This window comes from Streptomyces sp. NPDC050619, from assembly GCF_040654815.1.
Classification (GTDB): Bacteria; Actinomycetota; Actinomycetes; order Streptomycetales; family Streptomycetaceae; genus Streptomyces.
In genome coordinates, this window is sequence record NZ_JBFAIR010000054.1 from 17,243 (window position 1) to 30,147 (window position 12,905).

Here is a 12,905-nt window from a genome sequence, read left to right on the forward strand (position 1 = left end):
TTCGGTTCAGTGCCCGGCGAGGGCGACGAGGTGGTCGACGGCGGCGGTGACCTGGGGCAGCGCGAGCATGTGCCGCTGCGCAGTGCGCGCAGCCTGGGTGTGACTCGGGTCGCCGAGCAGCCGGTTGACGGTCTCGGCGACGTCGTCGGGTCCGGCGCTGGGCACCCGCAGCCCGAGCCCGAGCTCCTCGACGCGGCTCGCGTTGTGCGCCTGGTCGCTCAGCTCGGGCAGGACGGCCATGGGGACGCCGGCCCGGACGGCCTCGCGGACGCTGTTGTAGCCGCCGTGGGTGAACAGGAGCTGGGCGGTCTCCAGCAGCAGCGGCTGCGGGATGCTGTCGAAGAGGTGCACGTTGTCGCCGACGGCGGAGGGGTCGACGGGCATGCCGCGGGTGGCGACGACGGCGGTGCAGTCCACCTGGGAGAGGCCCTTGACGACAGTGGTGAGCGGGTTGGCGTCGCCGGGCATGAGGGCGCCGACGACCAGTGCCGGGTCGGCCTGGATGTCCATGCGCTCGAAGAGGTGTCCGGTGACCATGCCGTCAAGGAACAGGGTGAGGATGCGCGGGAAGACCTCGCTGTGCATCAGCGAGGCGAACACGTTGGTGCTGGAGACCACCACGAGCGGTTTGTCGCCGGGGAGGTCGCGCAGCCACTCAGGGCCGGTCTCGGTGCGCACGACGGCGGACGGCTGCTGGTAGGCGAAGGTGCCGCCGATCTCGTGGGCGGTGAAGGCGTACTCGGGCGGCATGCAGTCGAAGCGGCCGTGTGCGTGGATCGCCTCGGCCGAGTCGCTCTCGGGCAGGTCCAGTTCGGCGCGGCGCAGGTTCAGCTCGGCCATGACCAGGTTCGCGTCGAGGTACTGGCCGCCGCCGGAGGGCGCGGTGACGTGCGGGATACCGAGGGTCTCGGCGACCAGTTGGCCGGCGAACTCGACGCCGCTGCGCAGGACGATGTCCGGCTTGAACTCATGGGCGACGTCGAGAAGTTGACGATAGGCGCCGGTGATGTGGGGGCCGCAGGCGGTGGCGAGGAGGGTCTGCGGCGAGAACGGGTCCGAGGGGGCGAAGTCGATGCGCTTCTGGTGCAGCAGGCTGAGCACGATCTCGGCCATGTCGGTGAACAGCGGCAGGACGCGGATGTTCTCACCCTCGAAGACGCCGGCCATCTCCGGCGGGGAGACCACGGTGACCTCGTGGCCGGCCTCCGCCGCGGCGCGGGCCAGCGGGAGCAGAGCGCGTGCGTTGGAGGGCGACAGCGCGAGGCTGCAGAGAATACGCACAACCATTCCTTTCCGTACGGAAGCGGCGTTCGGCGACTTCGGCGGAACGGGGCGGGAAGTCGGGCGCTACGCGCCGCCGGGCCGTCGGCCGTGTCATGATGCGCCGCCGCTCTCGGTGTTTTCCCGAGTGTTCGGCGCTTTCCGCGCCGCTCGGCACCGAACCTAGGCGAACACCGTGCCTGCTCCCAGTGGGGTGTTTCCACTGGCGGGTAATCTGCGGGAGGGCAAGGTCAGACCTCGCGGCCGACGAGTGGAGCGCCGACGTCCGCCGGCTCCTGGCCTGCAGCGACGGCGAGACACGATTGGATCACCAAGATGCCCGAGGACAGCCGTTGAGTTGACGCATCCAGCGGCAGCAGGCGGCAGTGGGTGACGTCGCCTGCGGTGCCCGCCGGTGTGCGATACCCGCTGCGGGGTGCCGGCCGGTACACCACCTCCATGGACACGGCCTTGGGCCTGGGGTGGAGTCGGCGATCGAGGTGTCGAGCCGGTGGCGGTGGTGCCGCGGACGGCGACCTGTCAGGTCAGCCGGGCGATCTGCCGAATCACGGCGGAGGGTGCGGGCCGTGCGCAATTCTCCCTGGCCACGTCCCGCGCCGCCCGGCCGTACGAGGGGTCCGCGAGGACCTGCCGGACGGCCTCCCCGACCGTCTGCATGCCGTCGGCCGCCGTGTCCAGGGCGAGGCCCACCCCCCGCCGGGCCACCGCCTCTGCGTTCGTCGGCTGATCAGCACCGAGCGGCAGCACCACCTGGGGAACGCCTGCGGCAAGTGCCCCGAACATCGTTCCCGATCCGCCGTGGTGGATCACAGCGGCACAACTCGGCAGCACATCCACCATCGGCAGCCAACGCGCCATCCGCACGTTCGCGGGCAACGGCCCCCAGCCGTCGAGGGCGGCGCCACCGGCGGACACCAGGATCTCCGCCTCCAGTTCACGCAACCCCTCGACCGTGGCGCGGACGACATGCTCAGCCATGCCGGGTAGCACCGAGCCGAAGGTCACACAAATTCTGGGCATCGAGGGCGGTGTGTTCTCCCAGCCCGGAGCGACCGCGCCCACATCGGCCGGCACGTAGCGCATAGGCCAGCCGCGGTTCCGGTCCGGGGACGTCATGCTGGAGGGGCACACGTTCACCACCGCGTCCGGGGTCCCGGACACTTCGGCGGCCCCGTAGTGCTCCCGGGGCCGCACCATCTTCTCCAGCGCGCGCCGGAAGGTCCCCATCGGCAGCCCGGTTCCGTGCAGGACGGCGCGAACCCCGGTCAGCCTTGCCGCAGCCAGGCCGGCCACGTGGTACGGCTCGTAGACGACCACATCGGCCCGCCATCGTTGAATGGCGCGCAGCAGGCCGCCGAGCATCAGATCGCCGATCTCGGCCCACGCCGCCGTGGCGGCGGACAGCACCTCTTCCGCGGTGATGCCGGGACGGTTCGTCTCCTGGTTGAGCCGATGAAACCGCGCGGAGACGTCGGCGTGCGGAGCTGCGTCCTCGGTCTGCACTCCCCGACGGCGGAGGATGTCGGCATGGGGCCCGGTCGTGACGAACAGGACCTGGTGCCCGGCAGCCAGCGCGGCCTGCGCCGTCGGCACCAACGGCAGTATGTGTCCCACCCCAGGAGGCGTGGTAAAGAGCATCCTCACTGACCGTGTACCTCCGTCCTGGTGGCCGACGCCCCGAGAACGGGCATGGTCGCTGTGCGCAGGCGCGTCTCGGCGACCGCGGTGGGGAGTCCCATGCCGGTCATCGGTCCGCCTCTTGCCGGAAACGCCAAGGAGCCATGGCGATGAAACACCCGTCATAGTCGAACATCGAGGAGAAGTGATCCATCCGGGGCAGCATGGACACGTCTTCCAGAACGGTGACCGCGGGGATACCCAGGGCTCGGAACCTCTTCTCCCACGCCTCGCTGATCCCGCCGGCCAGGAGCTTCTCGAGACGTTCTGCGATCTCCTCCACCGTCCCGGTGGTCGGGCCGACAAGGGCCGCGAGCCGGCCGAGATGCTCGTCGGTCCTCGCGCAGACGGCGATATGGCCATCCGAGGTCCGGAAGACCTTGTCCAGCTGGGGTTCGGGGGCAACGGCGGGCGGTGCCGCCTTCAGTTCCTCGGCAAGGAGTGTCGTCGCCGCGGAGAACAGCGAGCTGGTCACCCGCATCCCTGTGCCGAAGCGCTGTCTGGCCACCAGCCCGGCCAGCACGCCTTCGGCGGACACGGCGGCCCCCAGCACATCGGTGATGATCAGCAGAGTGGGGCGAGGCGGCCCCGGCTCTCCCGCGCTGATCCGCTCTGCCAGCCCAGAGTGCGCCTGGACCTGGAAGTCCGTGCCCAGCGGAGGGTTCTCGCCCAGAGCGTCGCCCCACCCTGAGGCGTAGGCATAGACAAGGCCGGGGTTCATCTCATGCAGGTCACCCGCGTCCAGCCGGAGTGATTCGGCCTTCTTGGGAGCCCAGTTGTGCAGGAAGACATCGGCGTCACGGACGAGGCCGAGGATTCGAGCATGTCCGTCTGCCGTCTTGAGGTTGATCTCAACAGACCGTTTGCCATGGTTGGCCGACAGGAACCCCGCGGCGCGGCCTCGTGCCAGCGGTGGCATGCCGCGTGCCGGCTCGCCGCCGGGGGGCTCGATCCGGGTGACGTCGGCACCGAACAACGTGAGAAACCGGGTGGCCAGCGGCCCCTGCATCCGCCGGGCGGACTCGAGAACCCGCACCCCGGCCAGTGGCGCCGAGGAGCCCGGGGCGGCCGTGCCACCGGCCTGTCGGCCCTGTGACGGCACAAGGGTCCACGGGGCACAGCTGCCGGTGGCGGGCCACAGCCCCGCGTCCCTGCGGCGTTCGTCGACCGAGCGTATCCGGCACACGCTCATGCCCGTGGTCGCGGCCACTTCCAGGATCCGCTCGAACGTGATCTCGCGCGCGGCCCGGAACAATTCGGGTTCCAGGGGGCAGGTGGCGCGTCCGTAGCGGAGCATGAACGGTCGCCAACTGCTCTGTGCCGCACGGGGCGAGGCACCGAGGAGGACCCAGAAGTCCCTCCAGGGCACCGCGTCGAGGGCTTCCAGCTCGAACCAGACGCCGTCGGAAGAGCTGAAGGGCGGGCGGTCGCGCTCGGTCATCTCCCCAGCGAGGATGACGTCCGGCTCCTCGTCCGCTGTGGCGTGCGCCACGTACTGGAGCAGCGCGAACGCTGCCGCTCGTGCCACGTCCAACTCGACACGGCGCACCGGGACTCCGCGGAGTTGGCCGAGCGCGCAGGCCAGGACCGACTGCACGGTGAGTACTCCGGCGAACACGGCCGCGTAGTCGACGCCGAGCCGGCGCGGACCGCCCGTGGCACGGCCGTGCACCGCCATGACACCGGATGCCGCTTGGGCAAGAGCCTCGTCGAAGGGTCCGTTGTCCAGATCGCCCCAGCCGCTGACCACGCAGTCCACCGCCACGCCGTCGCCGAGGAGTTCCAACCGCCACTCGTCGTCGTCGCAGCGGTCGGCGGGCGTCGTGTCCTCTCTCACCCGCGCGCCCAGCAGTCGCAGATGGTCCAGGACGACAGCGCTGGTCCGGCGAAGCGACGCGCAGGCAGCGCGGGCCGTCACGGCCTCGAAGCCGGCCAGCGGGCGCGTCGCATTATGCAAGGAGTCGGTCGCATGAATGCTCAATTCTTCCTCAATTCTTGCGGTCACGGCATAGTTGATATGGAGGATTCAGAGAGTTGCGATGTCGGCGCCCGGCCGCAACCCGGGTGGATGAAAGTCTGGCGAAATCCCCAGTAAAGCGTGCTCCATGGTCCGCTCGACCTCTTTTCGCTGCATACTCAAGGCGCCCCGTGCTTTAGTTTCCGGGCCCTTGGGCTCGGGATCTCTGCTTTGCGAATGGCGTCGGTTTGACGCGGAGGAAGCGGACGGAGTGAGGATGACCTCTATCGACACTTCATCGCGGACAAGCGGGTCCGAAAAGGAGACACGAGAACTCGGCCGGCCGCTCAGGATCAGGATCATCGGTTGCGGTCCGGCGGGCCTCTTCCTGGCCCGTCTGGTACTCCTGGCAGACCCTTCCGCTGATGTCCGGCTGTATGAGCGGAATGGCCCGGACAGTCAGGAGGGCTTCGGGCTGGTCTTCTCCGACCGGACGATGGCAATGCTGCACAACGCGGATCCGCAAACCGCTGAACTGATCAGTAAGGCCAGTGTCACCTGGTCGGACGTCGAGCTTCGGCTTCCCGCGAAAACGCTGCGTTACGCCGGATACAATTTCACGGCGATTTCGCGCCGGGACTTGTTGGACATACTGCGGCAACAGGCTCGCAGCGTCGGTGCCCGTATGGAATTCCACAATGCGCGCACCGCTGGTGAACTGCTGCACCGCGGCGATGCCCCGCATGTCGTCGCAATCGCGGACGGTGTCAACTCGAGCAGCCGAAGGGCTTTCTCGGATCATTTCGGAAGCCAGGTGGACACGGGCCGGGCGAAGTACATCTGGTTCCGTACCGCAGCCCGGTTCGACGCCATGACATTTCCGTTCGCCGTCACTGAGTACGGCGCGTTCGCGGCACATGCCCACCCCTACGGGGAGGGTGTCAGCAGCTTCGTCGTCGAGACCGACGAACAGACGTGGACGGCGGCCGGGATGGCAGGCTTCGCTGCCGTGCCACGACAGCCCGGGGACCGCGCCGACGAGCACTCGCGCCGGCTGCTCACCGAGATCTTCGCCGACCACCTCGGCGGCCGACCACTCGTGAGCGGGCCCGGCAGCCGGTGGTTGAACTTCCAGGTCGTGCGTAACGAACGCTGGTGGAACGGCCGCATGGTGCTGCTGGGAGACGCCGCACACACGGCGCACTTCTCGGTCGGTTCCGGCACGAGCATGGCCATGGCGGATGCGGCAGCTCTGGCCGCCGCGCTCGCCCATGGCCGCACCACCACCGAAGCGTTTGGCGCATATGAACGGGAACGACGCCAGGCAGTGGCGAGAACGCAGTCGTTTGCCGAGCACAGCATGAGGTGGTGGGCGACGTTCGGCCGCCGCCTGCACCTTCCCCCACACCAGTTCGGTCTCCACTTCATCACGCGCACGGGCGCGATCAGCTACGCGGGTCTGCGCAACAGGCACGCCGACCGCCTCAACGAGGCCGAGGCCGAACTCCACACCGCGGGGTCCGGCAGGGCCGCGGTGACGAGCGCGCCGGCGGCACCGTTCGTGCTCGGTCCCGTCGTGCTGCGAAACCGTCTGGTCACGCGACTTTCGGGTGACGCGGACGAGCAGAGGGCCCAGTGGGGTGCCCATCCGGCGACGGAGAGCGCGCTCGTGTTCACGGACTGGCGAGGAACGGGCGACGGCCCCGCGGCCGCTCTCGCACCCTGGACAGCCACCGCCGAGCAGTCGGCCGGGCCCGGTCCCGTGCCCGGAGTACTGCTGAACGCGGCGGATGCCCTGGGCGGCAGGGCGGCCGACGCCTGGGCGGCCGGCGTCCGCGTGGTGCAAGTTCTGCTCGAACCGGACGCCTCCACGGACGACAAGGTGCTCGATGCCGTGTTCGGCACGTCGGCGGCGTGGGACGTCGCCGTGTGCGCCGGCATCAGCAGGCCCGCGCAGGGCGCGTGGTCCGCTGAGGTCGACGCTCTGGTGAGCCGTTGCCGCGCACTGCGGGCCCGGGGTGTCGCGGCCGTGCATGTGTACGGCGGCGAGCCGACCGGTCACGACGTGGAGGAAACCCTGGCATGCGCAGACCGCATCAGGACGGAGGCAGACGTCCCTACTCTCGTCGACGCGCCCGTCGCCTGGAGGCCGGACATGAGTGACGGTGACGGCGCCGACGGCTGGTCGGCAACCCTTCGCGTGGCGGTCCTGAGTGGCCGCGTGGACCTGATCGGAGTCATGGGGCGAGCTCCGTCCGATGACCCGATGCCCACGCAACCAAGTGAAAGCCAGTGGCCGGGACGATGTCCCCGCCCCTCCTGAAGGACGGACAGAATGAACCTGCACAGCGCGCCGGGGGCTGAAGCCCCTTTGCCGGAGCCCGTGGCGATCGTCGGCATGGGCTGTCGGTTCCCGGACGACGTCGAGTCGCCCGCCGACTACTGGAACCTGCTGCTCAGCGAAAGAGACGTCATCTCACGGATGCCGGACGACCGATGGGCGGAGTACGCAGCGGACCCGCGCAACGCCGCGCTGCTGAGCAAGACCGTCCGCCACGGTGCGTTCCTGGACGACGTGGCGGAGTTCGATGCCGAGTTCTTCGGTGTGGTTCCGCGTGAGGCCGAGCTGATGGACCCGCAGCAGCGGCTTCTTCTGGAGGTCACCTGGCAGGCTCTCGAACACGCCGGAATTCCCGCGAGCAGCCTGGCCGGAACCGACACCGGCGTGTACATCGGGGCCGTCTCCGACGATTACGAACGCCGACTGCTGGAGGACCTCCCCGGTATCGAGGCGTGGACGGGCATTTGTACCCAGTTGAGCGGTCTGGCCAACCGGATCTCCTACTCGCTGGACCTGCGGGGGGCGAGCCTCACCGTCGACACGGCATGCTCGGCATCGCTGGTCGCCCTGCACCTCGCCTGCCGGGAGCTGGCCGCCGGCCAGTCCTCGCTGGCGATCGTCGGCGGGGTGAACCTGATCCTCGGGCCCGGGCTGACGGTCATGCTCGACGCCGCCGGAGCTTTGTCCAGCGACGGCCGGTGCAAGTCGTTCGACGCTTCGGCGGACGGCTACGGCCGTGGCGAGGGAGCAGCCGTGGTCGTGCTCAAGCGACTGTCCGAGGCGCAGCGGGACGGCGATGTGATCCACGCCGTCATCCGGGGGGCGGCCGTGCATCAGGACGGCCGCACCAACGGCATCATGGCGCCCAGCGAGCAGGCCCAGGTCCATCTGCTGCGCAGCGCCTGCCGGGCGGCAGGCGTGCACCCCGCGACGATCGACTACGTCGAGGCGCACGGCACCGGCACCCCGGTGGGCGATCCGATCGAGGCAGGCGCGCTCGCCACCGTGATCGGCACTGAACGGGACCCGGGCTCACCGTGCCTGATCGGTTCGGGGAAGTCGAACACAGGGCATCTGGAGGGCGCTGCCGGCGTCGCCGGAGTGATCAAGGCAGCGCTCGCCCTGCACCATGCCACGATCCCGGCGAGCCTCAACTGCGCGACGCCCACGCCCTTGGTCCCCTGGGACACCTCGGGCCTGCGAGTGAGCACCAAGACCGAGCCATGGCCGGTCATGGACCACCCCCGGCGGGCCGGAGTGTCCGGTTACGGATACGGCGGCACCCTGGCGCACGTCATTCTCGAACAGGCGCCCCTCCCCCCGCAGACACAGCGGCACAGCACGGCGGCACTGTCCGACACACCGCAGCGCGCGCCGCTGGTCTTCCCGATCTCCGGGGCAACCGATGCGGGCCTGCGCGCCAACGCCGCCCGGCTGGCAGGCTGGCTGGAGCGAACGGAGCCGCACCCGCTCGGGACGGTCGGGCACACCCTCAGCGCTCGCCGGACGCACCTGGCGCAGCGAGCGACGGTCATCGCCACCGACCACGCCGGGCTCGTCCAGCGGCTACGGGCCATCAGCACGGGTCAGGAGCCCGACGGAACCTCGTTCGGAAGCCCGCTGACTCCGCCTCAGGGCCGGCCGGTGTTCGTGTTCTCCGGCCATGGATCTCAGTGGGTCGGCATGGGCCGCGAGCTCCTTGCGTCCGAGCCGGTGTTCGCGCAGGTACAGGATGACATCGCCGAAATCTTCCGAACCGAGATCGGCTTCACTCCACGTCAGATCCTCTCGTTCGACAGGCTGGAAGCGGTCGAACTGATCCAACCCGCCATCTTCGCCGTTCAGGTCGGACTCGCGGCGGTGTGGCGTCGTTACGGGGTCGAGCCGGCGGCAGTGATCGGTCACTCGGTGGGCGAGATCGCCGCCGCCGTCACCGCGGGCGCACTGGACCTGTCGGACGGTGCCCGGCTGGTCTGCCGCCGCTCGCTGCTTCTTCGCGGCCTCGCGGGCAAGGGCGCGATGGTCATGGTCAGCATGCCGTTCGACGATGCCGCCGAGCGGCTGGACGGACGCTCCGACGTGGTGCCTGCCATCTCCGCGGCGCCGCAGTGGACGGTACTCTCCGGCGAACCCGACGCCGTCGGGAAACTGGCCGAGGCGTGGCAGGCCGAGGGCATCGCGATCCGCCGGGTCTCCTCGGACGTGGCCTTCCACTCTCCGCAGATGGACCCACTCGTCGAGGAAATGGCCCAGGCGGCAGGAAGCGTCCTGCACACCGAGCCGGTGCTCCCCATCTACCGTACGGGGGCGGACGATCCAAGGGCCGTCGTGGCGGACCCGGCCCGGTACTGGGCGGTCCAGCTGAAGGTTCCGGTGCGCTTCGCGGAGGCCGTCTCGGCGGCCGTCGAGGACGGGCACCGGGTGTTCCTGGAGCTCTCTAGCCATCCCGTCGTCACCCATTCGATCTGGGACATCCTCGCCGAGGCGCGTGCGGGGAACGGGTTCGCAACCGGCAGTCTGCGCCGCGGCGCACCCGACGTCGAGGCACTGCTGGCGAACCTCGGCGCACTGCACTGTCACGGCGTCCAGGTCGATTTCGGGGCGTTGTTCCCCGATCGCGAGCTGGTGGACCTCCCCACGCAGGCGTGGCAGCACCGCCGGTTCTGGCGCGGGGGGACCCATACCGGAACCCTTCAGACGCTCCAGCACGACCTTGACAGCCACGCCCTGCTCGGTGGTCTGACAACGGTCACCGGAACGAGCCTGCTTCGGCTGTGGCAGACCTACCTCGACTACGACTGTCGTCCTTACCCCGGCAGTCACCCGGTACACGGCGTGGAGATCGTTCCGGCCGCGGTGCTGCTGAACACCTTTCACGCTGCCGTGGCCGGCCAAGGCTCGTCGGTGCTCACCGACATGGTCCTGCGTGTACCCATATCGCTGGCCGCGCCGCGCGAGCTCCACGTGGTCCACCAGGACGACGTCCTGCGCCTGGTTTCACGGCTGGCGGACGGAGCCGTCGACGAGGAATCGTGGCTGACGCACACCACCGCCAGGACCAGGCAGAGCGGCGCGGTCCCGGCGACGGAACTGGACATCGGGGAGTTGCGCGACCGGATCACCGAGCGGCTTCCCGACGACCACGTGTTCTCACTGCTCGCGACCCTGGATGTGCCGGCGATGGGCTTCCCGTGGCGGCTCGAGGAGCTGTGGCGTGCGGAGGGCGAACTGCTGGCAGTGGTGTCCGGCGGCGCGCCACGGCCGGCAACCTGGGCCTCGGTGCTGGATGCGGCCCTCTCCCTGCCCACCGCGGTCTTCCCCGGCCCGCCCACCCTGCGCATGCCGGCAGAGGTCGACCGGATGGCCGTGCTGGGGGATCCCGAGGAAACCGTGATGATCCATGTTCGGCTGGCGGCACCCGACGCGCCGGACACGGTGGCCGTGACCGTCGCCGACCAGGCCGGTCGCGTACTGATCGAACTGAGCGGGCTGCGGTTCGGCGTGCCGGACGGCGCACTGCTCGACGACGAGCCGGCCGCGGTGGACCGCGCCGACACGCCCTGGAAGGACCTGGCCGCCGAAGAACTGTTGGCCCACCTGGTCACCGAGGTGAGCCACCAGGTGTCCTACGAGATCAAATTGCCGCCCACGGACATCAACATACGCAAGCCGCTGGCGGAGATGGGACTGGACTCCGTGATGACACTCGGCGTCCGGCGCAGGCTGGAGAAGCTGTTCCCGGTCCGCCTGCCCGCCAGCCTGCTGTGGAACCACCCCACGATCGAGGCGCTGAGTGTGTACCTCGCCGGAGAGCTCTCCGCCGACCGCCGCCTTCCCGAGCCGCCCGGCCTGCTGGTCCCGGGGGGCGTCGCATGACCGAGCGGACATCGCCGGAAGAACTGACGGCAGACCAGTCCTCGGCGAGCGCCATCGGTGTCCCGCCGTGGCCTGCGGACTTCGCGGCTCGCTACCGCGCTGCCGGCTACTGGCGGGACGAACCGCTCGGGAGCTGGATGTGGCGTCGTGCGGAGGAACACGGGGACCGCACAGCGCTGGTGGACGGCGACCGCCGGATCACCTACCGGGCCATGGCCGAGCATGCCGATGCCTTGGCCGAGGCTCTGCTCGTCCAAGGGCTGGACCGGGGTGACCGTGTCCTGGTCCAACTGCCCAACTGCTGGGAGCTCGTGCTACTCGTGCTGGCCTGCGCCCGCACCGGCATCGCACCCGTGCTGGCCCTGGTGCCGCACCGGGAACACGAGCTGGACTACCTCGCGCGCCATGCCGAGGCACGCATGATCGTGGTTCCGGACCGCTGGCGCGCCTTCGACCATCAGGCCATGGCCGCCCGGCTGGCCGAGCAGCTCGGCCGCCCGCTCCCTGTCGCGGTGGTCGGCGACCACCCGCACCCCGGTCATCTGGACCTGCGGCACATGCTGCGCGTCACCGGGGACGTCTCGGCCCGCCGGAGGCGGATCGACGGCACCGCCCCGGCCGCCGAAGACATCGCGCTGTTCGTGCTGTCCGGCGGCACCACCGGACAGCCCAAGATGATCGGGAGGACGCACAACGACTACACGTACGCGGCGCGCCGCATGGGCGAGATCATCCACGTGGGACCGGAGACCACGTACCTGGTGACCCTGCCCGCGGCACACAACTTCCCGCTCGGCGGACCGGGCATCGTCGGCACGCTGGCCGTCGGCGGGCGCGTGGTGATGCTGCCCTCTCCCGAGCCGCACGCGGCGTTCACCATGATCGAGCGCGAGTCCCCGACGGTGACGTCGCTGGTGCCCGCCATCGCACGGCGCTGGGTGGAGGCAGCCGAGGCCACCTGGCGGGATCTCAGCAGCCTGGAGGTCGTGCAGGTCGGCGGGTCACCTCTGGACCCCGCTCTTGCCAGACGGATCCAGGCCACGCTCGGCTGCCGCCTGCAACAGGTGTTCGGGATGGCGGAAGGGCTCCTCAACTGCACCCGGCTGGACGATGATGACGACGTGGTCTTCGGCACCCAGGGACGTCCCATCAGCCCGGGCGACGAACTACTGATCGTCGATGACGACGGTGTGGCGGTCCCGCCGGGTGCCGTCGGCGAGTTGCTCACCCGCGGCCCGTACACCCCTCGGGGCTACTACCGGTCACCGGAGCACAACCGACGGACGTTCACGACGGACGGCTGGTACCGCACCGGTGATCTGGTACGCACGCATCCGAGCGGCAACCTTGTCGTCGAGGGGCGCAACAAGGACCTCATCAACCGTGGCGGCGAAAAGATCTCCGCCGAGGAAGTCGAAAGCCTGGCGCGGGCGATGCTCACCGTCAGGGATGCGGTGACCGTGCCTGTGCCGGACGCCCACTTGGGGGAACGTGTCTGCCTTGTCGTGGTACCCGCCGAAGGCCAGCCACCCCCCACGCTGGAATCCGTTCGCGACGCGTTCACCGCACACGGCGTCGCGCACTACAAGGTGCCCGAACAGGTAGAGGTGCTCGACGCGATCCCCTTGACCCCCATCGGCAAGCCGCACAAGCAGGCCATACGCTCACTGATCAGCGCCCGTCCGCGGTGACGTCGCGCCGGTTCCGCCGCACCGCGCGGGTCAGGTGGCCCAGCCCACTGCCGAACATGCACGCCGTTCGGCAGTGGGCTTG

Annotated in this window: 6 protein-coding genes; 3 read left to right on the forward strand and 3 right to left on the reverse strand. The window is 69.7% G+C overall.

The window, feature by feature from the left end:
* Nucleotides 1-6: 6 nt before the first annotated feature.
* The 3 genes from AB0I77_RS48610 to AB0I77_RS48620 form a co-directional block, all read right to left on the reverse strand.
* Complete coding sequence (locus AB0I77_RS48610) at nucleotides 7-1,281, reverse strand: glycosyltransferase (protein WP_363289404.1); 1,275 nt, start codon at nucleotides 1,279-1,281, stop codon at nucleotides 7-9.
* A 519-nt stretch (nucleotides 1,282-1,800) separates the two neighbouring features.
* On the reverse strand, nucleotides 1,801-2,895 hold the full coding sequence (locus tag AB0I77_RS48615; RefSeq protein WP_363289405.1) for a glycosyltransferase: 1,095 nt from the start codon (nucleotides 2,893-2,895) through the stop codon (nucleotides 1,801-1,803).
* A 130-nt stretch (nucleotides 2,896-3,025) separates the two neighbouring features.
* Nucleotides 3,026-4,963, reverse strand: a complete 1,938-nt coding sequence (locus tag AB0I77_RS48620; RefSeq protein ID WP_363289406.1) for a CoA transferase — start codon at nucleotides 4,961-4,963, stop codon at nucleotides 3,026-3,028.
* Nucleotides 4,964-5,192: 229 nt separating this feature from the next.
* Here AB0I77_RS48620 and AB0I77_RS48625 point away from each other — a divergent pair, with 229 nt between their 5' ends.
* The 3 genes from AB0I77_RS48625 to AB0I77_RS48635 are packed head-to-tail and all read left to right on the forward strand — an operon-like array spanning nucleotide 5,193 to nucleotide 12,823.
* Nucleotides 5,193-7,238: an FAD-dependent monooxygenase gene (locus AB0I77_RS48625; RefSeq protein ID WP_363289407.1), complete on the forward strand. Its 2,046-nt coding sequence runs from the start codon at nucleotides 5,193-5,195 to the stop codon at nucleotides 7,236-7,238.
* 12 nt (nucleotides 7,239-7,250) lie between these two features.
* Nucleotides 7,251-11,132, forward strand: coding sequence for a beta-ketoacyl synthase N-terminal-like domain-containing protein (locus AB0I77_RS48630; protein WP_363289408.1), 3,882 nt, complete (start codon nucleotides 7,251-7,253; stop codon nucleotides 11,130-11,132).
* Nucleotides 11,129-12,823, forward strand: coding sequence for an AMP-binding protein (locus AB0I77_RS48635; RefSeq protein ID WP_363289409.1), 1,695 nt, complete (start codon nucleotides 11,129-11,131; stop codon nucleotides 12,821-12,823). Before AB0I77_RS48630 ends, AB0I77_RS48635 begins: the two co-directional genes overlap by 4 nt.
* The last annotated feature ends 82 nt before the right edge of the window (nucleotides 12,824-12,905 follow it).

What these genes read in the sequence shown, in the direction of transcription:
- AB0I77_RS48625 (WP_363289407.1), top strand. Translation starts at nt 5,193, where the DNA reads ATGACCTCTATCGACACTTCATCGCGGACAAGCGGGTCCGAAAAGGAG.
- AB0I77_RS48630 (WP_363289408.1), top strand. Translation starts at nt 7,251, where the DNA reads ATGAACCTGCACAGCGCGCCGGGGGCTGAAGCCCCTTTGCCGGAGCCC.
- AB0I77_RS48635 (WP_363289409.1), top strand. Translation starts at nt 11,129, where the DNA reads ATGACCGAGCGGACATCGCCGGAAGAACTGACGGCAGACCAGTCCTCG.